This is a genomic window from Rhodococcus sp. IEGM 27 (genome assembly GCF_033142305.1).
GTDB lineage: Bacteria > Actinomycetota > Actinomycetes > Mycobacteriales > Mycobacteriaceae > Rhodococcus_F > Rhodococcus_F oxybenzonivorans.
This window is the reverse complement of record NZ_JAWLSG010000003.1, coordinates 368,917-393,577: the sequence shown is the minus strand read 5'-3', so window position 1 is coordinate 393,577 and position 24,661 is coordinate 368,917. Positions and strand designations below refer to the sequence as shown.

Annotated in this window: 19 protein-coding genes and 1 pseudogene; 9 read left to right on the top strand and 11 right to left on the bottom strand. The window is 65.1% G+C overall.

Annotated elements, in window-relative coordinates; translation table 11 throughout:
- The first annotated feature begins 33 nt into the window (after window positions 1-33).
- Entirely contained in the window at window positions 34-276 is a 243-nt protein-coding gene (locus R4P95_RS12730; RefSeq protein WP_317744310.1) for a hypothetical protein, read from the top strand.
- Between the two features lie 452 nt (window positions 277-728).
- Here R4P95_RS12730 and ilvA read toward each other — a convergent pair whose 3' ends face one another.
- The 4 genes from ilvA to R4P95_RS12710 all read right to left on the bottom strand — a co-directional run bounded on the left by ilvA (window position 729) and on the right by R4P95_RS12710 (window position 6,144).
- Window positions 729-2,033, bottom strand: coding sequence for a threonine ammonia-lyase IlvA (gene ilvA / locus R4P95_RS12725; protein ID WP_317744311.1), 1,305 nt, complete (start codon window positions 2,031-2,033; stop codon window positions 729-731).
- A gap of 615 nt (window positions 2,034-2,648) precedes the next feature.
- Entirely contained in the window at window positions 2,649-4,298 is a 1,650-nt protein-coding gene (locus tag R4P95_RS12720; protein ID WP_317744312.1) for an AMP-binding protein, read from the bottom strand.
- Window positions 4,295-4,762: a MaoC family dehydratase gene (locus tag R4P95_RS12715; RefSeq protein ID WP_317744313.1), complete on the bottom strand. Its 468-nt coding sequence runs from the start codon at window positions 4,760-4,762 to the stop codon at window positions 4,295-4,297. Before R4P95_RS12715 ends, R4P95_RS12720 begins: the two co-directional genes overlap by 4 nt.
- A gap of 29 nt (window positions 4,763-4,791) precedes the next feature.
- Entirely contained in the window at window positions 4,792-6,144 is a 1,353-nt protein-coding gene (locus R4P95_RS12710) for an MFS transporter (RefSeq protein ID WP_317744314.1), read from the bottom strand.
- 273 nt (window positions 6,145-6,417) lie between these two features.
- Between R4P95_RS12710 and R4P95_RS12705 the strand changes: the two genes are divergently transcribed.
- The 5 genes from R4P95_RS12705 (at window position 6,418) to R4P95_RS12685 (ending at window position 12,449) form a co-directional block, all read left to right on the top strand.
- On the top strand, window positions 6,418-7,086 hold the full coding sequence (locus R4P95_RS12705; RefSeq protein ID WP_317744315.1) for a TetR/AcrR family transcriptional regulator: 669 nt from the start codon (window positions 6,418-6,420) through the stop codon (window positions 7,084-7,086).
- Window positions 7,087-7,437: 351 nt separating this feature from the next.
- Window positions 7,438-9,030 carry a carboxyl transferase domain-containing protein gene (locus R4P95_RS12700; protein ID WP_317744316.1) on the top strand — a complete coding sequence of 531 codons (1,593 nt, stop codon included), beginning with the start codon at window positions 7,438-7,440 and terminating at the stop codon, window positions 9,028-9,030.
- A gap of 15 nt (window positions 9,031-9,045) precedes the next feature.
- Complete coding sequence (locus R4P95_RS12695) at window positions 9,046-11,049, top strand: acetyl/propionyl/methylcrotonyl-CoA carboxylase subunit alpha (protein WP_317744620.1); 2,004 nt, start codon at window positions 9,046-9,048, stop codon at window positions 11,047-11,049.
- Between the two features lie 9 nt (window positions 11,050-11,058).
- A complete protein-coding gene (locus tag R4P95_RS12690; RefSeq protein WP_317744317.1) occupies window positions 11,059-11,622 on the top strand; it encodes a MaoC family dehydratase in 564 nt (187 codons plus the stop codon).
- 5 nt (window positions 11,623-11,627) lie between these two features.
- Window positions 11,628-12,449 carry a CoA ester lyase gene (locus tag R4P95_RS12685; protein WP_317744622.1) on the top strand — a complete coding sequence of 274 codons (822 nt, stop codon included), beginning with the start codon at window positions 11,628-11,630 and terminating at the stop codon, window positions 12,447-12,449.
- Window positions 12,450-12,856: 407 nt separating this feature from the next.
- Here R4P95_RS12685 and R4P95_RS12680 read toward each other — a convergent pair whose 3' ends face one another.
- The 3 genes from R4P95_RS12680 to R4P95_RS12670 form a co-directional block, all read right to left on the bottom strand.
- Entirely contained in the window at window positions 12,857-13,120 is a 264-nt protein-coding gene (locus R4P95_RS12680; RefSeq protein WP_317744318.1) for a DUF3263 domain-containing protein, read from the bottom strand.
- A gap of 338 nt (window positions 13,121-13,458) precedes the next feature.
- Window positions 13,459-15,036 (bottom strand): class I adenylate-forming enzyme family protein, encoded by a 1,578-nt coding sequence (locus R4P95_RS12675; RefSeq protein ID WP_317744319.1) that lies wholly within the window; start codon window positions 15,034-15,036, stop codon window positions 13,459-13,461.
- 249 nt (window positions 15,037-15,285) lie between these two features.
- Window positions 15,286-16,452 carry a serine hydrolase domain-containing protein gene (locus R4P95_RS12670; protein ID WP_317744320.1) on the bottom strand — a complete coding sequence of 389 codons (1,167 nt, stop codon included), beginning with the start codon at window positions 16,450-16,452 and terminating at the stop codon, window positions 15,286-15,288.
- 255 nt (window positions 16,453-16,707) lie between these two features.
- On the opposite strand from R4P95_RS12670, the gene R4P95_RS12665 reads away from it, so the two are divergent.
- The 3 genes from R4P95_RS12665 to R4P95_RS12655 all read left to right on the top strand — a co-directional run bounded on the left by R4P95_RS12665 (window position 16,708) and on the right by R4P95_RS12655 (window position 18,919).
- On the top strand, window positions 16,708-17,820 hold the full coding sequence (locus R4P95_RS12665) for a GAF domain-containing sensor histidine kinase (protein ID WP_317744321.1): 1,113 nt from the start codon (window positions 16,708-16,710) through the stop codon (window positions 17,818-17,820).
- 5 nt (window positions 17,821-17,825) lie between these two features.
- Window positions 17,826-18,419 carry a response regulator transcription factor gene (locus R4P95_RS12660; RefSeq protein WP_317744322.1) on the top strand — a complete coding sequence of 198 codons (594 nt, stop codon included), beginning with the start codon at window positions 17,826-17,828 and terminating at the stop codon, window positions 18,417-18,419.
- A gap of 374 nt (window positions 18,420-18,793) precedes the next feature.
- On the top strand, window positions 18,794-18,919 hold the full coding sequence (locus R4P95_RS12655) for a hypothetical protein (protein ID WP_317744323.1): 126 nt from the start codon (window positions 18,794-18,796) through the stop codon (window positions 18,917-18,919).
- 570 nt (window positions 18,920-19,489) lie between these two features.
- Here R4P95_RS12655 and R4P95_RS12650 read toward each other — a convergent pair.
- The 4 genes and pseudogenes from R4P95_RS12650 to R4P95_RS12635 form a co-directional block, all read right to left on the bottom strand.
- A complete protein-coding gene (locus R4P95_RS12650; protein ID WP_317744324.1) occupies window positions 19,490-20,629 on the bottom strand; it encodes a serine hydrolase domain-containing protein in 1,140 nt (379 codons plus the stop codon).
- A gap of 137 nt (window positions 20,630-20,766) precedes the next feature.
- Window positions 20,767-21,096 (bottom strand): annotated as a pseudogene (locus R4P95_RS12645) (CorA family divalent cation transporter); the annotation flags it as partial.
- A gap of 31 nt (window positions 21,097-21,127) precedes the next feature.
- Window positions 21,128-22,534, bottom strand: a complete 1,407-nt coding sequence (locus tag R4P95_RS12640) for an MFS transporter (protein WP_317744325.1) — start codon at window positions 22,532-22,534, stop codon at window positions 21,128-21,130.
- Window positions 22,535-23,866: 1,332 nt separating this feature from the next.
- On the bottom strand, window positions 23,867-24,661 hold the full coding sequence (locus tag R4P95_RS12635; RefSeq protein ID WP_317744326.1) for an alpha/beta hydrolase: 795 nt from the start codon (window positions 24,659-24,661) through the stop codon (window positions 23,867-23,869).

Genomic DNA, 24,661 nt, shown 5'->3' with positions numbered 1-24,661 from the left:
CATGGGGCAGAATTTCCCGACGTCGCGACCGGCATGGCGCAGCTCAACACGATCCTTCCCCGGTTCGAGGCACTCGTTGCCGGCATGGAGGCCAACGTCGGCAACTTCCAGCTGGCGGCGAGCATCCCCACCGCGAGCCAGGCTGCCACCACCTTGACATGGTGGTTCATAGTCCCCGGTGTCGCGCTGATCCTGCTCGGCAGTATCGGGATTGCCGTTGGAGAGCAACGGACTATCCGCGTATCTCTCCGGGAGGAAGCCCTCGAAACCGTCTGACCAACCCGTAAGAGCTGAGGACACCCATCGATCATCGATCACTGGTGAGCTCGGTAATTACTGGTGCCGACTTGGCTGGGTACGGGACGTGCCGTGTTCCGTCGGGGGACGGCACGTCCCATGCGTTCACTCCAAGTAGTCGGCTGAACCCCCGATTCGCGTCGAGTGGTCCTGTTCGCGGAGATCAGGTGTGCCGACGTCGCCGCCGCGACCAACCAGTGGATCTACCCGACGGTGGTCGAGAATTCCGATGCAGCGAAACCCCCACCAAGGCGGCCGAGGGATGATCCCATCCAGGATGGGATCGTCAGCAGTTCAGGGTACTCATCTGCTGGCTCAGGTATCGGAGTTCGAAGTGAAAACGCCTGGATATGGACCCGAACAGCCAAGACGCCCGACTCAGCCCCCGGCCGTGCGGACGGTGCTTGTCGTCAAGAACGCGGCCGACACGATCAGACGAGGTAACGAAATGCTGGTGTCTCCGGTTGGAGTCGCTGTACCTCGAAGGGTGAGGCATCCATCCGCGTGAGCAGCGGTGATAGGGCGTCGGCTGTTCCGACTTCGATGCCCACCAGCGCGGCACCGAACTCGCGGTTGTTTCTCTTGACGTACTCGAACACAGTGATGTCGTCGTCGGGTCCGAGTATCTCGTCGAGAAACCGGCGGAGCGCACCAGGCTCCTGTGGGAAGTCCACCAGGAAGTAGTGTTTGAGGCCACGGTGGACGAGAGAGCGTTCGATGACCTCTCCGTAGCGCGAAACATCATTATTCCCACCGGAAATCAAGCACACCACCGTCGCCCCTGGCGTGATAGCGAGACCCTCGAGAACTGCAACAGAAAGCGCGCCCGCCGGTTCTGCGATGATGCCCTCATTCTGGTACAGATCGAGCATCGCGGTGCACACGGCGCCCTCATCGACCCGAGTGATCCTGATCGGCCTGGTGGACAAATCCGCAGCGAAAGGCTCACTCTCGCTGTAGAGTTCGCCGCAGAGGCGGGAGACCACCGCGTACGGCACGTCGCCGACCCGTTTGACGGCCGTCCCGTCGACGAACGAATCCACCTCGGGAAGGGTCACCGGACCACCCGCGACGAGGGCAGCGGACATCGATGCCGCGCCTGCTGGTTCCACTCCGACGATCGCAGTGTGCGGCGACAGATCCGCAAGATATGTGGCGATTCCAGCAAGACATCCGCCACCGCCAACGGGAACCAGGACGAGGTCCGGCGCCTCGGGTAACTGGCCGAGAACTTCCCGGGCGATCGTGCCCTGTCCCGCCGCCGTACGGGCGTCGTCGAACGGCGCGACCATGGTGGCGCCTGTACGTGCGGCGTCGTCGGCGGCGGCGGCGGACGCCGCGTCGAAGGTGTCACCGGTCGCGATGAGCTCAACGAAGGCTCCCCCGTGTGCGTGGATACGGTCTCGCTTCTGCTTTGGAGTTCGGGTGGGCACATAGATCCGGCCCTTTACTCCCATTGCGCGGCAGGCGTAGGCGACGCCCTGCGCGTGGTTTCCCGCGCTGGCCGTCACCACCCCTGCTGCCCGTTCTTCAGCCGAGAGCTGCGCCATGAGGTTGTAGGCACCACGCAGTTTGTAGGAGCGGACGCAGGTAAGGTCCTCGCGTTTGAGGTAGACATTGGCACCGGTGAGGGTCGACAGACGGACGCTGTACTCGAGCGGAGTCGGTGGCACGGCCGCCCCAATTCGCTCTGCCGCATTCTCGATGTCGGCCGCACTCAGGGTGTGAGAGAACATATCACTCCAGATGTCTTGATTCTTGCCTCAACGTGATGCCTTCGGATGCCACGTTGGTGGGCTCATGACGGCGCCCGACGGTTGCCGTTGTTGGGGCCGGCGTGCGGCCGGTCCCGGGCGATTACGCCCTCTGATGGTGGGGCTCCCAACCGGCCGCCGGGGAAGTCGGGTGGCCCTGCCAGTAGGACGCTGGCAGGGCCGGGATGGAGACTCCCCAGGCAAGGGTCTTCATCCCTGCTTCTTCATAGGCGCCTGCGGTGCGAAATCGCCGCGGCGGCCGTACATGTTGTATGTAGAGATTCGACCGGATCTCGGTGACAGTGCGTGTGGTGATGTGCCCAGACGCCTGTCTCCGGACCGGCTTCGTGGGTCTGGGGTGCCTGCCGAGATGCGGGCTGGGTGTGCATCTCGGCAGGCACCGCTAGCGCGCCGGTTGGGCGCGCCTCACCGGGGGCGACGGTGACAGCCCCGGTGAGGTTCGGGTGACCGCCCCGTCCGGCGCCGTGGGCTCGGTCGGAGCGTCACGATGCGGCCGGTGCGTCATTCTCGGACCCGGTCTGTGATCGGCGGCGCGGTCCAGCGCTGGCCGATCGGGGATGGTGTCTTGGATAGGGCTCAGTGCTCGGTCCAGCTTTCGACGGTGATGTGGCGCAATTCCCGTCGCATGATCTTGCCGGTGGTGGTCATCGGCAGTTGGTCGAGAAAGGTGATCTGCCTCGGGTACTGGTAGAACGCCAACCGGCTCTTGACGTGGGCCTGTAGTTCCTGGCGGAGTTCTTCCGTAGCAGTGATCTCGTCGGCGAGGACGACGAAGGCGTGTACCGCTTCCCCGCGCAACTGATCGGGCACCCCGATCACCCCGGCCATCGCCACCGCGTGGTGCGAGAGCAGGCATTCTTCGATTTCGCCGGGGCCGATCCGGTACCCGGCGGAGGAGATGACGTCGTCGGCGCGACCCTGGTACCAGAGATTGCCGTCCGCGTCGGTTCTCCCGAGGTCGCCGGTGTGGATCCAGCCGTCGTGGACCTTCTCCCGGGTCTTGTCCGGTTGATTCCAGTATTCGAGGAACTGTCCGGGATTTCCGGCGGCAACGCAGATCTCACCGACCTGCCCGGTGTCGACCTGTTCGCCGTCCGGGTCGAGGAGGGCGACGGTGAAGCCGGGGAAGGCGCGGCCCATCGAACCGGGCTCGGGATGCCAGCGCGAGCGGCAGGTGCCGACGGTCATGTTCACTTCCGTCTGCCCGTAGAACTCGTTGATCGCCACCCCGAAGGTGTCGGCGACCCATCCCTGCAGGGCGTCGCCGAGGGATTCACCGCCGGTGGCCAGGGACCGTAACTGCACTCCGCGGGCGGCGGCCTGGTCGACGCCGGTGCTGCGCATCTGCTTGAGCGCGGTCGGGGGGATGAAAGAGGCGGTGACCTTGTGCCGGCGCATGACGTCGATCGCCCCGGTGGGGGTGAATTTGTCCGGGGTCGCCACCACCGGGCATCCCATGGCCAGAGCCGGGAACAGCACGTCGAACAGTCCCCCGATCCACGCCCAGTCCGCGGGGGTCCAGAACACGTCCCGCGGCTGCGGGGCGTCGTCGAAGGCCGTGCGCACGCCGGGCATGTGGGCGGGCAGGATCTTGTGCCCGTGCAACGCTCCCTTGGGCCGCCCGGTGGTGCCGGACGTGTAGATGATGATCGCGTGTGAGTCCGGCCCGGTCGGGGTGGTGCCCTCGTCCTCGGCGGCCGCGGTGAGGAGTTGCTGATACGGCAGCACCGGCACCGGCGTCGGATCCGCCGGGCACTCCCCTACCAGGACAACCGCTTCCAGGGAGGTGATCTCGGCCAGTCCGTCCCGGATACGGGCGTAGCCCTCGGTGTCGACGACCAGGATCCGGGCGCCGGAGTCGTTGAGGCGGTGGGCGACCGCGTCCGAGCCGAACTTCACCGACAACGGCACCGTGACGATTCCGGCCCGGAACGCACCCAGGTGAGCGGTGAGAACCTCGATGCCCTGCGGCACCATCACCCCGATCCGATCACCGGCGGTGATACCGAGATCGGCCAGGACGGTGACGAACTTGCGGCTCAGCGCCACGACCTCACCGAAGGTGTACTGGTGCCAGAAGCCGCCGACGTCGACGATCAACGCCGGATCGGCCGGATTCTGGGCGTCCACACACGCCCGGGTGATGTTGAACTCGTCCGGGAGGTGCCAGGTGAACGGGTCACCGTCGAGGTCCTGCCACCAGTCCTGCCGCAGCGGGGTACTCATCGGGTTGCCGCTTCCAGGTCGAGGGCCTGCGCCTTCCCCGCCACCAACAGGGAGAAGAGCCCGGACACGACGAGGGTGCCGTCCTGGTTGATCAGCGAACCCTTGCAGGTCACGACCGCGGTTTCCCCGTCCTTGCGGGGATGGATCGCGACGACCTCGGAGACGGCGTGAACGGTGTCGCCGAAATAGGTCGGGGCATGGAAACGGACCTGGTCGAGGCCGTAGAAGCACTGCAGGTAGCTCGGATGCAGTTCGACCAGGCCGAGCAGAGTGGACAGCATCAGTGCGCCGTGGGCGATCTGGCGGCCGAAACGGGTCCGCTGCGCGTAGCCGGGGTCCAGATGCAGCGGGTGCCGGTCCCAGGTCAGCTCGGCGAAGTCCCGCACATAGTCGTCGGTGATGGTGCGCGATTCGGTGGTGGCGGTATCGCCCACCCGGATGTTTTCGAAATGCGTGGAAATCAACGAATGTCCTTGGAGTTCTTGTCTGCTGGCTATGAGAGGGTGACGGGGCGATAGGTGCCGTCGTCGTCGATGAACATGTCGCTGCTGCCCCGGCTCAGGTCGGATTCGCGGACGAAGAACACGCTGAGCAGTGAGATCAACGACAGTGCCGCGATGTAGACGGCGACGGCCAGCGAGCCGCCGGTGGCGGCGACCAGTGCGGCCGCGATCATCGGGGCGATCGCACCGCCGAGCAGCACGCCGATCTGGAAACTGATCGAGGCGGCGCTGTAACGCACCCGGGCATCGAACAGTTCGGCGATGAAGGTGGCCTGCGGGCCGTAGGAGATGCTGAGCATGAACGCACCGACCGCCAGGGCGCCGGTGGTCAGAAGGAAGTTTCCGGTGTCGATCGCGGCGAACGCGACGAACACCCACACCCCCATCCCACCGATGCCGACCAAAAGGGTGCGGCGGCGGCCGAAGCGTTCGGAGAGCTGGCCGAAGATCGGAATGCAGATCGCCGCGACCGCCGCCGAAATCATGACCGCGGTGAGCATCAGATTGCCCGGCAGCAGATCGAACTGATCGGCGTAGGTCAGGGTGTAGGTATTGAGGATGTAGAAGTAGGCGCCGGTGCTGATCATCGACCCCGCCGCCAGCACGATCTGCCGGGGGTAGGTCCGAAACGCATCGACCAGCGGGATCTTGACCTCGCTCTTCTGCTCCTTGACCCGGGTGAACGCCGGGGTCTCTTCGAGGGCCGTCCGGATGTAGAGCCCGACGGCGACCAAGACGATGCTGAGCAGGAACGGGATACGCCATCCCCAGGTGAGGAATTGGGCCCCGGTGACGGCCTTGGTGCCGAACAGAACGGCGGTGGCCAGCAACAGGCCTGCCGGGACACCGACCTGCGGCATGCTGCCGTAGAACCCGCGGCGATTCTTCGGTGCGTATTCGACGGCGGTCAGCACCGCACCACCCCATTCACCGCCGACGCCGAAGCCCTGGATCAGGCGCAGGACCACCAACAGCGCCGGCGCCCACATACCGATCTGGTTCGAGGTGGGCAGCAGTCCCACCATGAACGTGGCCGCACCCATCAGCAGCAAGGCCACGACCAGGATCTTCTTCCGGCCGATCCGATCACCGAAGTGCCCCATGATCACCCCGCCCAACGGGCGGGCGACGAACCCGACGGCGAAGGTGGCGAACGAGAGGATCGTCGCCAGCCACGGTTCCGAGCCCGAGAAGAACAACGGCGCGAACACCAGTGCGGCGGATGCGCCGTAGATCTGGAAGTCGTACCACTCGATGGTGGTGCCGACGAGCACGGATCCGGCGACGCGCCGCAGCGCCGGCTGGTCGACGGTCGTCGGTGGTGCGGAGTGTGCAACGTCCATGTGTGCTTGCTCCTTATTGACCGAGGGGATGGCGCTCACGCGGAAGGGGCGCCATATGGGATGCACCGTGATCGAGGCGGGAATCCTGGAACACCGGCGCTCCGAGGAGAGAGTAGACAGTGATCGGTGGCACAGTCAAGCAAATTCCAATCAATTGGTTGGCTGAATCACTTGCAAATATCCTGGCAGTACGGTTTTATCAATCAAGTGATTGGGAATCGAACGACTAAGGAAGGGTGTTAGCATGAGGTGGAAGTCGACCGAAAGAGAGCCATGGACCTGGGGCGCGTACAGCGGGCTGCGGTAACCCTCTTCGCCACGAAGGGCTTCGCCGCCACCGGCATCCGCGAACTCGGAGCCGAGGCGGGCATCAACTCCGCAACCCTGTATCACTATGTCGGCAGCAAAGAGTCGCTCTTGGCCCTGATCATCCGGTCGTGCCTGACCGAGTTGACCGAGGCCGGCACGAGCGCGATGCGGGCCAGTGCGGACCCGGTGGTGCAACTCGCCGGACTGGTCTCCTCCCATGTGGGGATTACCGCGGTGAACCAGCTCACCGCCCGGGTCGCCGAATACGAGATGCGGGCTCTCACCGAGGCGAACCGCGCCGAACTGCAGGCCATGCGCGACGAGTACGAGATGCTGTTCGGCCAGGTGCTCGAACGGGGGCACCGAGTCGGCTCGTTCGAGATCGAGGACACCACGATGTGCCGGTTGGCAATCCTCGAGATGTGCACCGGTGTGGCGCACTGGTACCGCCCCGGCGGCCGGCTCGGGCTCGAGGAGGTTCAACGGTACTTCGTCGGCGCAGCCTGCCGCCTGATCGGGGTCGATCGCAGCGAGCTGGACGGGGCAGATTACCTGCAGGAGGTTCGCCGACTCGACAGCGAACCCGAAACGCACTCCGCCGATGTGTGGGGCACTGGAGCCCTGGCGTACTGATACCGTCCGAGGTCACGACGACGGCGATCGAACGAAAACCCTGTTGCCACACCATGTTCGTCCGTGCGCCGCCGGTGGGCCCGGCACTGACGCACGTCCCCCATCGTTTTGGGATTTGGCAACTTTCGCTGCCTTCCCGTCGGAGTGCTAATTCAACGAGCACCACACCTTTCAGGCGTGGGGTTCCACGCACCGAGGTCAGACAGTCCCACCAAAAGCGTTGCATGCCAATTTGTCTCGAGGACTCCCAGCACGCACGGCCACTGGACATCTCGGCTCGTCGCCATTAACCTCTAGTTCAGTTATTTCGCATTAACTCACTTTCCCCATCTCCCAGACGAGGACGGAACTGTGTCAGCTCCCACCACGACGGCTCCGCCGACAACGCATCGCGAACAACACCACCAACTGGTCAGCGAACTCCGCGACAGGCTCGCGGTGGCCGCGCTCGGCGGCAGCGAGAAGTCGCGGGAGCGGCACGTGAGCCGGGGCAAGTTGCTCCCGCGCGAGCGAGTGGACACCCTGCTTGACCCGGGGAGTCCTTTCCTCGAGATCGCCCCGCTCGCGGCCAACGGGTTGTACGACGACGAATGCCCCGGAGCGGGCGTGATCGCGGGTATCGGCCGGGTGTCCGGCCGTGAATGTGTGATCGTGGCCAACGACGCCACGGTCAAGGGCGGCACGTACTACCCGATGACGGTGAAGAAGCACCTGCGGGCGCAGGAGATCGCGCTGCAGAATCAGCTGCCGTGCATTTATCTCGTCGACTCGGGTGGTGCGTTCCTGCCCCGGCAGGACGAAGTATTTCCCGATCGCGAGCATTTCGGCCGGATCTTCTACAACCAGGCGACGATGAGCGCGCAGGGCATCCCGCAGATCGCGGCGGTCCTCGGCTCCTGCACCGCGGGCGGCGCTTATGTGCCGGCGATGAGCGACGAGGCGGTCATCGTCCGGAACCAAGGCACGATCTTCCTGGGCGGTCCGCCGTTGGTGAAGGCCGCGACCGGTGAGGTCGTCACGGCGGAAGAGCTCGGCGGCGGCGATCTGCACTCGAAGGTCTCCGGTGTCACCGATCACCTCGCCGAAGACGATCAGGACGCGCTGCGGATCGTGCGGAACATCGTCGCCACGCTCGGCCCGCGTGCCGCACGTCCGTGGGACGTGATCGGCGCCGTCCCCGCGTCGGCGCCGCAGACCGAGTTGTACGACGTGGTCCCGACCGACCCGCGCACCCCGTACGACGTTCACGAGGTCATCGACCGGATCGTGGACGGCGCCGAGTTTCAGGAGTTCAAGGCGGAGTACGGCAAGACGCTGGTCACCGGTTTCGCGCACATCGAGGGCCACCCGGTCGGCATCGTCGCGAACAACGGGGTGTTGTTCGCCGAGTCGGCGATGAAGGGCGCGCATTTCATCGAACTGTGCGACAAACGGCGGATTCCGTTGCTGTTCCTGCAGAACATCGCGGGTTTCATGGTCGGGCGCGACTACGAGGCGGGCGGTATCGCGAAGCACGGCGCGAAGATGGTGACCGCGGTGGCGTGCGCCCGGGTTCCCAAGCTCACTGTCGTGATCGGCGGTTCCTACGGGGCGGGCAACTACTCGATGTGCGGGCGGGCGTACTCGCCGCGGTTCCTGTGGATGTGGCCGAACGCGCGGATTTCGGTGATGGGCGGGGAGCAGGCGGCGTCGGTGCTCTCGACGGTGCGCAGTGAGCAGTTGGACAGTGCGGGCAACCCGTGGTCGGCGGAGGACGAGGAGGCGTTCAAGGCGCCGATCCGCGAGCAGTACGAGGCGCAGGGCAACCCGTACTACTCGACCGCCCGCCTGTGGGACGACGGCATCATCGATCCCGCCGATACCAGAACTGTTCTCGGGCTGGCTCTTTCGGTGTGCGCGAACGCACCGCTCGAGCCGGTCTCCTACGGCGTTTTCCGGATGTGAACGGACATGACTGACATGACACGGATAGATACCGTCCTCGTCGCCAACCGCGGTGAGATCGCCGTGCGGGTAATCCGCACCCTGAGGACCATGGGAATCCGCTCGGTCGCGGTATACAGCGAAGCCGATCGGGACGCGCGGCACGTCCGCGAGGCCGACACCGCGGTCCTGCTCGGCCCGGCCGCGGCCCGGGAAAGCTACTTGGTGATCGAGAAGGTGATCGCGGCAGCCCAGGCCACCGGAGCGCAGGCCATCCACCCCGGTTACGGGTTCCTGTCGGAGAACGCGAAGTTCGCCGGTTCCTGCGCAGACGCCGGCATCGCCTTCCTCGGTCCCTCCGCTCACGCCATCGAGGTGATGGGCGACAAGATCACCGCCAAGAACGCCGTCGCGAAGTTCGACGTGCCCGTCGTACCGGGCATCGCCCGGCCCGGCCTGTCCGACGACGAACTGATCGCGGCCGCAGGCGAGATCGGCTACCCGGTCCTGGTCAAGCCGTCGGCGGGCGGCGGCGGCAAGGGGATGCGCCTGGTCGAGGAGCCGGGCGCGTTGGCCGACGCCTTGCTCAGTGCACGCCGCGAGGCGGCGTCCGCGTTCGGTGACGACACCCTGTTCCTCGAGCGATTCGTGTTGCGTCCCCGGCACATCGAGGTGCAGATCCTGGCCGACCGGCATGGCAACGTGGTGCACCTCGGTGAGCGTGAGTGCAGTCTGCAGCGTCGCCACCAGAAGGTCATCGAGGAAGCGCCCTCGCCCCTGCTCGACGAGCAGACCCGGGCCCGTATCGGCGAGGCCGCGTGCAACACGGCGCGCAGCGTCGACTACTCGGGTGCCGGAACGGTCGAATTCATCGTCTCCGCCGACAAGCCGGACGAGTTCTTCTTCATGGAGATGAACACCCGGCTTCAGGTCGAACACCCGGTCACCGAGCTCGTGACGGGCCTGGACCTGGTCGAGTGGCAGGTACGGGTGGCCGCCGGTGAACCGCTCGGCTTCACCCAGGGCGAGATCACCCTCACCGGACATGCCATCGAAGCCCGCGTGTACGCCGAGGATCCCAGCCGGGGCTTCTTGCCGACCGGTGGTCTCGTCGCCGACGTCGTCGAACCGGACGGCCCGGGCATCCGCGTCGACTCGGGTCTTCGCGCGGGCACAGTGGTGGGCAGCGACTACGACCCCATGCTCGCGAAGGTGATCGCGCACGCCGACGACCGCGCCGGTGCGTTGCGGAAGCTGGACCGGGCGCTGGCAGGCACCGGTGTGCTCGGTGTGGTGACCAACATCGAGTTCGCGCGCTTCCTGCTCGCCGATCCCGACGTGGTGGCGGGCAACCTCGACACCGGTCTGCTCGACCGCCGGCTCGAGGACTTCGTCGCCGCGGAGGCCACCGATGCCGCCCTCATCGCCGCGGCCGCTTTCCGCTGGTTGCAGCGCTGGCCGGAGCGTTCACAGGCCGATCCGTGGGACGTTCCCAGCGGCTGGCGGGTCGGGGTTCCCGCGCCCACCAGTATTCGGCTGGCATCGCCGACGCGTACCGACCACGTGCGGATCACGGGCAATCCGGCCGACGCCACCGCGCAGGTCGAGGACGGCGACACCCTGTCCCTGACGGCGGCCCTCGACGGAACCACCCTGTCCGTCGTGATCGACGGCAGACGTGAAACCTACCGGGTCGCCCAGACCGACGGGCACATCTGGCTCGCCGGATCCGAGGGCACGACGATGCTCCGGGAAGTCGAGGAACTCAGCGTCCGCACAGGTGACGTGCATGCCGGCGAGGCCGAGATCACCAGCCCCATGCCCGGATCCGTCATCGCCGTCGGCGCCGAAGCGGGCTCCCACGTCACCGCCGGCCAGAGCCTCGTCGTGGTCGAGGCGATGAAGATGGAGCACTCGCTCACCGCGCCCGTCGACGGCGTCGTCGACATCCTCGTCGCACCCGGAGACCAGGTGATGGTCGACCAACTGCTCGCACGAGTCACCCCGGACACCGATCCACAATCCGATTCCTCGAGCTAGGACTTCCGCGTGACGCAATCAATCAACACCGAGTCGGTGAACGAGGACGCGAGCCCCGCGAGACGAATTACCCAACGGGGCCTGTGGTTCGACGAGTTCGAGATCGGAACCGTCTACGAGCACCGTCCCGGCCGCACCGTCACCGAAGCCGACAACGTCCTGTTCACGACCCAAACGATGAACACCCAGGCCCTGCACCTCGACGCGGCGTACAGCGCGGGCACCGAATTCGGGGAGCCGCTGGTGAACTCGATGTTCACCCTGTCCACGCTTGTCGGGCTGTCGGTGGCGCAGTTGACGCAGGGCACCATCGTCGCCAACCTCGGCTTCTCGGAAATTACCTTCCCCAAGCCGGTGCGCCATGGTGACACCCTGTACGCCGAGACCGTGGTCACCGACAAACGGGAATCGAAGTCCCGACCGGGCCAGGGCATCGTCACCTTCGAGCACACTGCCCGAAACCAGCACGGCGACGTGGTCGCCATCGCGGTCCGCAAGACACTCATGCAGTGCCGTCCCGTCGATCCCGAAGCCGAAGCCGAAGCCGAAGCCGAAGCGAAGGAGAACCCGTGACCTCAGTGCAAACAACAGTCGGGGGACCGGCCTGGTTGTTCTGCCCCGCTGATCGACCGGAGCGCTACGGTAAGGCCGCCGCGGCCGCGGACATGGTGATCCTCGATCTCGAAGACGGCGTCGCCCCGACCGACAAGGATTTCGCCCGCCGGTGCCTGCAGGACACTCTCCTCGATCCGGCACACACGGTGGTGCGGCTCAACCCGGTTGGCACTGCAGATCACGACGCCGACCTCGCCGCCCTGGATGACACCCCCTATACCCGGGTCATGCTCGCCAAAACCGAATCCGCCGAGCAGGTCGTCTCCCTCGCTCCGCGGGAGGTCATCGCCCTGATCGAGTCTCCGCTGGGGGCACTCGCGGGCGCGGACATCGCCGCGGCCGCCGGCACGGTCGGCATCATGTGGGGTGCGGAGGACCTGGTTGCCGCGTTGGGCGGACAGTCGAGCCGACGCGCCGACGGGTCCTATCGGGATGTGGCCCGGCAAGTGCGATCCCAGGCGCTACTGGCGGCGAAGGCGCACGGTCGATTTGCACTGGATTCGGTGTACTTGACCATCCAGGACCTCGACGGGTTACAGGATGAAGCGCTCGATGCGGCCGCCGTCGGGTTCGACGCCAAGGTCGCCATCCACCCCTCGCAGCTGCCGGTCATCCGCACGGCGTACGCCCCCAACCCAGATGAGGTCGCCTGGGCGCAGCGGGTGCTGGCAGCAGTGGGCGAAGAACGTGGCGTCTTCCAGTTCGAAGGCCAGATGGTCGACGCACCGGTGTTGCGGCATGCCGAACACATCCTGCACCGGTTCCAGCAGTCCGTGCCGAACTGACATCTGAGGGCCTCCGATCACTCGATCGGAGGCCCTCAGTCGGCGCCGTCGAGGTCGGTCAAGGCGAGCTGGCGCCTCTTCGTCGATGCCACCCGGATGGTCGGGAATCTGTCAGCCCCGAATCCTGGTCGTAACGCCGTGGCCGGACCGACGGGTGCCCTGCCCTGGGTTCATGGATTGCAACAACCGGGGAGACAGGGACCGCGCTGGGCATCCCGGACACGCTCGGCGCACGATGTCACCACGTGATCGGGCGGATGCCCACACTCAGGTAGTGCAGTGAGGGCGTTTTCCTGCTGCCACCCGTTTGGGGTAGCGCTTCGCCGCGCCGGCGAGGCGCGTTGTGGTGCTCGGTTCGCGCGATGCTCTCGCACCTGCGCCGCACCATCAATCAGTCGTCCGCAGGGTCACACGGTACTCGTGGAGTGCCCCGTTCGGGGATTCTTGTGTGATGCGAGTTTGATCTTGCAGATCTCTCGAAGTTGGTTCACTACCTGTGGTGAGAAACCGAGAATGCCCAGCTGCCGCGGGTTGTGCAGAAGCCGGTCGAGGCGGTCATAGTATTGGAGTGGCGAGATTCCAAATGTGACGAAGATGTCCTCGTCGGGAGCGCCTCCCCAATGCCTCCACTTGTTTTCGAACGACACGGGTTCATACACGTCGTTTGTCATGGTCGCCTCATCGTGAGTGTCATGCCTTCCCAAGTGCGGTTGTGGTTATCGCTGTCCTCGAGTCGGGCCGTTGAGCGGCTCTCCGCCGGCCTGCCAGGACCAGTGGTCTGCGGCGACGCTCTCGCGGCGTGGCGCCGAGTCGCGCTTTACCGCCCACTTCTGGGTGGCGAAGCGTGGCGCTCGGCACGTGTCCTGCCCGGCCGATCATGCTCCGCGCGGGCAACTCTCTTCTCGGGTCGGGACGGCTGCGCCGCGGCACAGGGGAAATGCCGCGGCGCAGGTTCATACGACCGGGTCGGTCGTCGGAGCAGGTCGACCGACCATAGTCGTACGGCCTTTCAGCGCGCGCACTCGCGCTTCGATCCCGGAGTCTCGGCCAGGGAGGCGACCGGGTATTGGCTCGCGAGCTTGCGACGCATCAGCTTGCCCGACGCTGTCGTCGGGAGCGAGTCGACGATGACTACTCTCCTCGGTCGCTTGTATGCGGCGAGCTTGTCGCGGCAGTATTCACTCACGTCGTCCGGGGTGAGTTCGGTGCCTTCGACAGGTACGACATATGCCACGGCGACTTCGCCTTTCACGGCATCTCCGATGCCGCCGACCGCGACCATGGCCACAGACGGGTGTGATGCGACGACGCGTTCGATTTCGGCCGGGTACACGTTGTAGCCGCCGGTCAAGATCATGTCCTTGAGGCGGTCAACGACGAAGATATGTCCGGTCTCGTCCCGATACGCGACGTCACCGGTCCGCAACCATCCGTCGTCGGACAGCACCTCTGCGGTCTCGCCGGGACGGCCGAAGTAGCCGAGCATCACCAGGGGGCCGCGGATGAGGAGTTCGCCGTGTTCGCCCGGTGCAACCTCGTAAGCGCTACCTTGCAGCGGGGCGATGCGCAGATCCATTGCCGGCAGGCACACCCCGATAGATCCCGGCGCTGCGGGCGCATGGAGTGCATGGGTGGTTCCCAGGCCGGAGATCTCGGTCATTCCCCATAGTTCGAGGACCGGACCCGGAGCGTGGGTGTTCCACCGCTCGATCAGTTCAGGTGCGAAGGTCTGCCCGCCGATCGTGCACTTGCGCAGCGAGGACAGATCGGTCGAGGTGAAGGTCGGGTCGGACACCATCATCGAGTACATCGCGGGCACACCCTCGAACATGGTTGCTCGTTCGGTGGCGAGGAGCGCCAAGGCTCGGGCAGCGTCGAATCGCTCCATCAGAACGACAGTTCCGCCGGCGAGGAAAACGCTGTTGATCGCGACGTTTCCGTAGACGTGGGCTGACGGCAACGCGGTGACGGTGATGTCGTCGGCGGTGCGCCCGTGCATGGTGGCGGTCAGTGCGCAATTGAGAAGAATCGATTGGTGTGACTGCATCGCACCCTTCGGGTGCCCTGTGGTCCCCGAGGTGTAGCCGATACTGCACAGTGCTGTCCGTTCCGGTCCGGGTGGGGTCCAGGAGCGGCCGGCGCCGGCGGCGATCAACGTACTGAAGGGGACGGCCTCCGGCAGCGGGTCGTCGTCGCGCTCGGTGAGTCTGCAGAACAGTTCCAGGGAGGGAACCTCACCGGCGATCGTTGCGAACACCCGGGCTTGCTCGGCTCCGGCGAAGATCGCCTTGGATCCGCAGTCGGCCAGTACATACGCCAGTTCCGGTCCGGTGAGCATCACATTGACCGGATTGACGACCGCACCGGCCTTCAAGATGCCGTGATAGGCGACGATCCACTCCCAGCTGTTCTGGGAGTAGAGCGAGCACACGTCACCGGCCCCGATGCCCCGGCTTTGCAACGCGACCGCGACGGCGGTCGAGTGGTCGTCGAGTTCTCGGTAGGTGAGCCGCGCGGTGCCGACAACCAGCGCCACCTTGTCCGGGTTCAGACCGGCCGCGTACGGAAAGATCTCAGCGGGGCTCACTTGGGGACGTGAGGGAAGTTCTGCCATCACTGTGCCGTGTCACCTTCAGTCATGTTCGTTCCTGTGGGCACAGCCTCCGACCGCGGGAAGGCGGATTGCGGTCTGTGGGACGTTGTAGGGCGGTCTTGTAGACACATCCTCAGCGTTCTCCTTTGTATCGATATCGCGGATTGGTCCACGGCCACGGCCGGACAAAGTGCAGGATCCCAGCCGGGTGTCAGACCTTGTGGTCTCTGCGGATGCGGGCAGCTAGTGCGCGCGCACCAGGTTCTCGAACTTCTCGAACAGGTCGAGAACGACCGGGTCCGCAAAGGGGAGGATCTGGGTTGCGATCAGCCCGGTATTTCCCTTGTCCCAGTCGACCCAGTAGTAAAGGTTGCTCAATCCCGCCCAGAACAAGCTTCCGGCCGAGCGCCCTGCCGGCGTCTCCTCGACGTTGTACATCCCGAGAAGGCTCCACTTCTTGGTGGTGTCGGGCAGAAAGTCGACCGCGTTGATCACCGCGGGGTCGTATGTGGGAAATGGTCCGATCGAGAGCTCACCGATGTGGTTTCTGCGAGCTGCATCGAGAGTGTTCCGGGAGAGTATCTGGACCCCACCGAGTGTTCCCCCGGCCAGAAGCATCCGCAGGAAGATCAGGTAGTCGGACGGCGAGCCGTACATGCCGCCGCCGCCCATTTGGAATTCCGGTTCCTGCGGAATTTCGAACTCGATCGGGACGAGCCCGTCCGGGGTGCGGGCATTCATGGTGGCAAGCTTCTGCCGGTGCTTGAGGGACAACACGTACGTGGTGTCGCGCATACCGAGGGGCGCGAGGATGTTGTCGTGCAGATAGTCGCCGATTCTCTGACCCGACACGGCCTCGATGGATTTGCCTACCCAATCGATGCTGATGCCGTACTCCCACCCGGATCCGGGGTCGAAGAGCAGAGGTGTGGTCAGGGTCGCTTCGCGGCATTCGATGATGCTGGGCAGCCCGTTGTCCTCCTGGTAGCGCTGCAGTCGTTCGTTGCAGAAGCTGTAGCCGAAGCCCGACGTGTGCGTGAGGAGACTGCGAAGTGTCACCGCGCTCCGCGCGGGCCGCATAACGGCGACACCGGCGTCATCGAATCCCTCCAGCACCACCGGGTCCCCGAGCTCGGGCAGCAACGTGCCCAAAGGCGCGTCGAGGTCGAGTTCTCCGCGTTCGACGAGCTGAAGCGCTGCAACCGACACGACGGCTTTGGTGGTCGAGGCCAGCCAACAAATCGTGTCGGCGGTAAAAGGCTCCGAGCCCTTCCGGGCGCCGAAGGCTCCGCTGTAGATCTGTCCCGAGCGATCGGCGGCCACCGCAGCAACGCCGGTGACGTCACCTCTCTCGATCGCACCAGCTAGCAGTTGGTCGATCTCCACGTTGGATCCAATCGTCGCGGTCATCGTGCGTGCACCTCCTGGTTGGGTGTGCGTAACGTAACCCGCTGCTGTGGTGTGCGACACACCCAAATGGGTGATGCGCCGAGCGCTCCCGAATCAGGCGTCCGCTTCGGCGCCGGAATTGGAGAGAACACCGAATCCACGCCAGTTTCATTGTGCCCCAATACTTCCAACTACTTGCCACCAGAATTTTAGCGACCGATCGGTAGGGTTAGCCCTGTCGTGACTTTTCTCGACCCCCGGCGTTCAATGTGAGTCATGAATCCGCTCGAAGCCCTCAGTGTCGAGCACGCAGCACTGGTGGCCTGCCTCGACCGGCGTGAGGCACTGCGAGCCGCGCTCGAAGTGCTGGCCGCCGACGGCGCCGTTGCCTGGGTTGCCGAGCCGGTCACCGCGGGAACTGATCCGCACGGGGTGACGCTCGGCCAGGTGCGGGGCGATCGAACCGGGCTACTCCGCGGGCTCCACGTCGAAAGCGGGTTGGGCCTGACCGGCAAAGTGCACCATGTCGGGCGCGCCTCGTGGGTGGATGACTACCTCGCAGCCGATGACATCACCCACACCTTCGATGCGCACATCGGCGCCGAGGGAGTCCGCCGACTGCTGGCGGTGCCAGTTCTGCGGCAAGGCGAGGTATCAGCCGTATTGGCGGTCGGCGCAAGGACGAGCGGCGCCTTCGGCGATCGCGAGATACAGCAAGCCGCCGTGGTCGCCAACCAGGTCTCACTGGCCGTCGCAGTCGCTGAGCGCGCCCGGCTCGCCCGCGAGGTCGCGGTTCATGAAGAGCGCAGCAAACTGGCAGCTGAACTGCATGACAGCGTTGGAGCACTGCTGTTCGCCATCGGATCCGGCGTCGCAGGTCTCGCGGAAGTAGCCGCGGGCGACCCCGATCTCAGAGCCAGATTGGAGCAATTGCAACGACAGGCAACCGACGCATCGTCCGCGCTGAGGAAATCACTACGCACGCTGCGCTCTTCCCCCACCGCCCTCGCCCTGACCGTTGCGTTGCAAGGCGATTGCGTGGCATTCGCCGACCGAACCGGCGTGCCGGCCGAATTGATCGTTCTCGACGAGGATCCGCCTGTCCTCGCGCCGTCGAGAACCACCGTCCTGGTTTCCGCCGTGCGGGAAGCTTTGCTCAATATCGAGAAACACGCCCAGGCTGAGGCCGTGGTCGTCACCGTGGGCAACCGACCAGGTGGGGGAATTATCGTCGCCATCACCGATGACGGCGTCGGCCTGTCACCAGGACACACGCCGGGTGTCGGTCTGAGCACCACCGCCGAGGCAATTGGTCGGCTCGGCGGCACCTTGCGCATGATCTCCGAATTTGAGAGCGGGACGACCTGTCGAATCGAACTGCCATGCTGAGTGCGATGGAGACGCGGGTTCTCGTCGTCGATGACCATCCCGTGGTCCGTGACGGCGTCATCACTCAACTCGGTCGATACAGTGATATCCAAGTAGTTGGACACGCCGCGACCGCGGCAGCTGCAATAACTGCCTGTTCTCTCGAACAGCCTGACATCGTTCTTCTGGACCTACGGCTTCCCGACGCGCTCGCGGCGGACGTGGTTCCCCAGTTGAAGGCCGCCGCACCGAACTGTCGCATCCTGCTGTTCACTGCCTTTCCCGAACACGCCGCCGTCGAACCCTCTCTGGCGGCCGGCGCTGTCGGAGTCCTGGTCAAAGACGCCTCCGGAACCGCGCTTGGCGATGCGCTGCGCCAAGTCGCCCGGACCGGCACCTACCAAGGATCAGTTTCGGAGACCAGGGGCGCCGCCGTAAGCCCGCGGGAATACGACGTACTGCGACTAGTCGCCTCTGGGCACACCAACATCGAAGTCGGTCACGAACTCCACCTGTCCGTCAATACGGTCAAGTCCTACCTGAGAAACCTCATGCAGAAGCTTGACGCGCGCAACAGGGCCCAACTCATCACTAACGCTCGAGCCCAGGGTTTGCTGTGAGGATCGCTTTAAACAGAACACCGCACCGAGAAACCCCCACCGACCATCGCAGGGCGTAGATGTGCCGGATCGGACGCGTTCGCGATGGAGCGCTACCTTGCGATGAAAGGTAGCCGGTACAGCGTGGCGCCAATCCCTGCTGCGATTTCAGTTTTCGGGGCTCGCCTCGATCATCTGTCGGATGTGTCGCGCCTTCGCCGCGTCGATGGCCTTGGGCTGACCACCTATCCGGCCCCGTGCCCGCGCTGCCGCTAGACCAGCGACCGTCCACTCCTGAATCAGCGCTCTTTCGATTATGTGGACAGCTCTCGAAAGTCAACATCAGGCGCCACTGCCCTCGTGTCGTTGGAGTATTCGCATGGTTGGTGTCTGGGATGAGAGAGCTTGCCTTGCAACGTCGTTTGGGTCACGCGTCGCCGGAGTCGATCCGCATCTACACCCGGGTGTCCGACGAGCAGGTGGTCGCCGAGTACGACACTGCCCTCAGGCGTCGGTCGTGACATCGCCGGCCAGGATCGGCACAGAAGACACATCTCGAGAGCACGTCCGGGTTGCGCATGTGGATCGGGCCTCCTATCGCGACTGGTTGTGGCGACATGCCAGCAGCGGCGCCCGATACTCACGCCTATACGCCTACGACGACTTCGTTGCGCGCTGGCCGTCGCTGACCGACTGGTTCGCCGCACCGCTGTCGCAGCGGACCTTCGACACCGATAATCCGTTCACCCGTTCTCCCAGGACGAGGCATGCGCCGTGGTTTCTCGGGCCACGAGCTCGAACGCCACACCCATTGGGATAGCCCCGGATGTTCGCTAATGCGAGCCGGACGTCGAGGACGGGATCGAGCGGGAAGGGATCGTATCGGTGGACTCGAAGAGCGGCTGCTGGTCCTTCTTCGGCGGCTTGCGGAAGTCCGGGGCGTCGTGACGGGACAGTTTGCGTTGACGCTCTTTCGCGTCTCGATCCGCCAGCCGCGCAATGTGCGCATCCCTGCCTGGCGGCAGAGGCTGGTCGGATTGCCAGCCCGGCCAGGTCACAGCCCGTCGGGCCGCTCGTGTTGGTACCCGCGCTCAGCCCATCGCCGCGAACGCGGCAGACACGTATTGAGCACTCCGGTCGGAGCCGAGGAGCCCCGGACCCATCTTGTTCATCACGTAGGTCACCGTCATTCGCCGCTCGGTGTCGATGACGACCTGGGATCCACCCCAGCCGCCCCAGAAGCAGATGCGCCCCTCGGGCACGAAGGGAACTGACGCCGGCGTCGGCAGTCCGTAGCCGATTCCGAACCGGATGGGCTGTCCGAGAGCAAGATCCACGCCGTTCGACTGCTCTTCGAAGATAAGCGCGATGGTGTCGGGCGAGAGCAGACGGACACCGTCGATCTCGCCACCGCACGCCACCACCGATTGGATGCGGGCAAGGGATCGCGCGTTACCGTGCCCGCCCGCCGCACCGTTCTCGGCCTGTCGCCACTCTGGGGTCCATGCCGCAGAGGCGTCGGGGCCCGGCCCGGTGAACGTCTTGACGATGACACTCTCGGGGTCGAGTGAAGCCAAATCAATCGGCAGCGGCGGTGGTGGAACGACATTCGACACGCGTCCGAACTCCGAAGGATTCAACCCGATGTGGAAGTCGGCACCGAGCGGTCCGGCGATCTCCTCGGCGACGAACCGCCCGAGGGTGCGTCCGTCGACCCGGCGGATCACCTCACCGATCAGATGCCCGTAGTTGAGTGCGTGATACCCGGACATGGTGCCCGGCTTCCACCACGGAGCCTGGGCTGCAAGCTGTTTGGTCGACTCCGCGAGGTCGAACATATCCTCGACCGTGAACGGCTTGTCCCAGCCGGAGACGCCAGAGGTGTGCGAGAGCAGGTGCCGGACCTCGACGTCGCCCTTGCCGTTCGCAGCAAACTCCGGCCAGTACCGAGCGACAGGCGCGTACACGTCGAGCAGCCCTCGATCGACGAGCACGAGCGCGGCCAGCGCGGTCACCGTCTTGGTACACGACCACACGTTGGTGATCGTGTCCCGACCCCACTCCGTGGTGTGCGTGGCATCGGACCATCCGCCCCAGATGTCGACCACCGGGGCACCGTCGAGGGTGACGACGATGGATGCGCCGAGGTCCTCACCGGAGTCGAGGTTGTCTTTCAACGCTTCCTGCAACGCCGAGAAGCGGCTGTCGCACACACCACCGGTTTTGGTCACGCGGATTCCTTTCACCGAACGGCTACATTCTGATCTTGACTTCGAATTCAAGTTGAATTCAGTGTGGTACCGACGCGCTGTGATGTCAATCACTCGATCCCCGTGGAACCACCTCGGGGGGACCATGTGCGCCGCCGTCACAACCAGCCGCGACGTTTGAACACCACATAGAGCAGGGCGGCGGCGCCCACGATCACGACCGCGCTCGACACCGCTCCGCCGTTGTGACCGAACCCAGGGTAGAGGACGTTCTACCCGTACCAGCCGGTGTCCGCAGTCGGTACCGCGATGATCGCCGCCCACCCGGTGAGCTTCTTCATCACCGTGTTCAGTCGAGCGTCCTGTAGGGACAGATTAGTTTCGAACACGGTAGTTACCGTGTCCCGCAACGATTCCGTCCATTCGGCGGCACGGATGACGTCGTCGTAGAGGCGCCTGGCCCGGGCACGATCCTGTACGTTGCTCACGCTAAGGGTCTGCTGTGGCATGAGCGGGTCTTCAAGCACGCCTGCAAGCTGCGGTTACGGTGTGAATGCCGGGGACGGCGTCCGGATCCTCACGCACGGCCTTACTGTTGGTTTCCGGGAGGAACCAAGCGCTCAGCAGGGTGATGGCCGCCATGGCGGCAATGAACACGGACACGCCCACCGTCGACGCCGTTTCGGCGATGATCCACGTCATCACCAGCGGCGCGGCCCCGGAAACCGCCACCGCCGCGAGCTGGTACGCCAGTGAGGCACCCGAGTAACGCACCCGCGGCTCGAACAGCTCGCCCATGAACGCGGCCAGCGGCCCGTAGGTGAGCGCCTGCCCGGCACTGCTGACGATCATGGCGAGGAACAGCAGCGGACCCGAAGCGGTATTCGCCAGCCAGAAGAACGGAAACGCCCAGGCCATCAGCAGACCGGCACCGACGAGGATCAAGGGACGGCGGCCGATGGTGTCGGAGACCTTCCCGGCCAGCATGATGACGATCGGCATGATCGCCGAGGTGGCCAGAATGGATACCAGGACCACATTCCGATCCATCGCCAGTCCTCCTTCGGAGGTCGACTGAGTGCCGTAGCTGAGGAAGCCGGCGATCGCGACATAGAACGCCGAGTTGGTTGCGGCCAGCAGACCGGCACCCAGCAGAATTGTCTTCCAGTGCTTACGAACGGCCTCCGTCAGCGGAGCCTGCGCGATCTGATCATACTTGCCGCGCTTGGACTCGACCTCGGCCTGCAACTGACGGAACTCCGACGAGTTCTCGACACGGGTGTGGATGTAGAGCACGACCGGGAACAGCAGCGCGCTGGCCCAGAACGGGATTCGCCAGCCCCAGCTGAGGAAGGCAGCGTCCGACATCACCGAGTTAGCGATGATCATCGCCAGGTTGCCCAGGACCAGGCCCAGCGGCACACCCATCTGTCCGAAGGTGCCAGCGAATCCGCGCTTCTTTGGGCCGGTCGATTCGGTGAGCAGCAGGACGATACCGCCCCACTGCCCGCCGCATGCCAGGCCCTGGATGAAACGCAGGGTGACCAGCAGTATCGGCGCGGCCACCCCGATCACGCTTGCCGTGGGCAGACAGCCGATGACAAACGTCGCCACGCCCATCGTGATCAAGCAGATCAGCACCATCGGCTTACGGCCGAGTTTGTCTCCGTAGTGGCCGGCAAGAATGCCGCCGAGGGGTCGTGCGACGAAGCCGATCGAGAAGGTGCTGAACGCGAGCAGCGTTCCTACCAGGACCGATGCCTCGGGGAAGAAGATCTTCGGAAAGACCAACGCTGCGGCGGTGCCGTAAACGAAGAAGTCGTACCACTCGATCGAGCTTCCGATGAGTCCAGCGGCCAGCAGTTTGCGGTGCGACCGCCGGTTTTCGCGTTCCGACACCGTCTGCGCCGGAGTTATTTGAGTCATGCGTCATCTCCCAGTCCGTTTGTGGGCCTCGCCACAGGTGGTGCTTTGCATTGACGTTCATGTCTAGCGCCATCTTTGTGATATCCGCCGTCTGGAATGTCGGCGGCGAAAAGTGCTCTACGGAAGTCGCTCGATGGCAGACCGTCGAGGGACTTGTGGGCGGTCACCGCGCGCGGCCAGGTCGCTGTCTGCGCCTGGGCGTCTGTCCCCGCGGCAGATCCCGGGCTCGCCATCTCGTCGCTGCCGGCGGAGCGCACACCGCACTGAGCGACTTGGCCATTAGCGGCGGCGGGGCCGCACGCATAGTGGCCGTCCACAGGCCGGGATTCCGGCGCTGCCGGCATAGTGCGTTGCTCGGTTCACGTTCACTTGCGTGACCGACTCGACACGACCGGCCCCCGCCCTTCTGTCGCCCTGCACGACCGGATAACCGACACCGCCCTTGTCGGTGACGCGGGTAGGCACCATCAATTTCTCCTGACTTTGGATGAAGGCAATCGGTCGACGGCAGGGTCGGGCAAGCACTGCGGAGCGTCTTCGACTCGCGCCCCGTTCCACCGCCGCACGTCATCGCCTCGACTAGCGCAACACCGATTCGACTTGAACTGCAATTATATACGCTCCCGTATAGAGATAGCATGTTGGTTCGGACGCCGCAAGGGTTCACGGGTACGTCCGCGCCCCGACGAAGAGCCGGCCCACCGCATCAGGGCGCAGCAGCAGGACGAGTCATCGCCGAGACCGTCGGTGAGGCGACCGCAATGCGCCTTGGCCATCGCGTCGACATGCTTCCGACACCACGAATCTGGCGTGTAATTCGCTGCACGACAAACAATTTCAGTGGTGGTCGGCACAGCCTCGACAGCAACGCACCCTCACGCTTCCCACCCGAGTTCGGGAACTCCACCGCGCGACCGACCCACCGCTCAATCGTTCACGTGTCGCAGTCGAGACGGACGACTGTCGGTTCCGGCGGCCCATACAGTTCGCCTCTCGCCGGCCACTTTTCGGGTCGATGGCGGTGGGGGTGTCGAAGTACAGCAATGCACCGTGATCTGGCTATAGCAGTGGCGTCCGTCGCCGGCACGAGTGTGCTTGCGGCGTTGTCGATGACGTGGAACAAGGTGACGACTCTTGGAGACCGTCGGAGCGCAGGCGCGCCGGCGATCCTGCGACGAACGCTTTGTCCGCCACGGCAGCTCCTGGCGTGGATTCGGTGGTCAGGTCAGCCGTTGATCGCAGGTCGAGTCGCACTGCGCGTCCGGCGCCCAGTGCAGAGGGCATTGTGAAGTCGCTCAGGGACCTGACCCTCGGTCGTGGTCCTGATAGGACTCAATCGCGTCGGGCGTCGGGGTAGGCGCAGCGCAGCCACCGGGGCGGGTGGAAGGGTTGCCATTGGCCGTGGGCTTGGCCGAGTCGGTCGGCGATCGCGTACAGCACGGCGGGATGGTGCCCGAGGCCGAGGTGGCTGGCGGTGACTTCGATGTTTTCGGCGTGGGGCGAGTCGTCGTCGAGGCAGGCTCGCCAGGAGACGATGCCGTCGCGGCGGCTGTAGATCGAGGTGGCCGGGACGGGCAGCGGCCCGAGACCGGCTTCCAGCGGCGCGAGCAGCTCCGTGACATGCCGCTTGCGCCACAGATTGTAGATAAAGCGTGCGTGGCTGTGTCGGTCGCTGGCCAATTTGAAGGGGCTACCGAGTGTGATTACCTGCCGCACCGAATCCGGGGCGCTGCGGCTCAGCTGGCGCGCGAAGATGCCGCCCAGGCTCCACCCGATGAGCGTGACCGGCTGCTTGTGCCGGGCGGCGATCTGGTCGAGCCGGGCCGGAGTGCCGTCCACGATCTTGTGGGTGGGGCCGAGGTTGGTTCCGAGGTTCCAACCGTAGGGGGTGTACCCGAGTCGTCGCAGCACCACACGCAGCACGATCGTGGAGGCGTCAGAGGCGACGAGACCGGGCAGCACCAACACGGGGTGCCCGTCCCCGCGGGGGGCGCGGCTGAGGATGGGCCAGGTCAGCATCAGCGCACCGAAGTCGGCCAGCGAGCGTGCGTAGTCCGTCCACAGCAGCGCTCTGCCGGGGGCCCCGTCCAGCGCGGCGGAGTCGACGACCGGCTCCTCGGCCGGCAT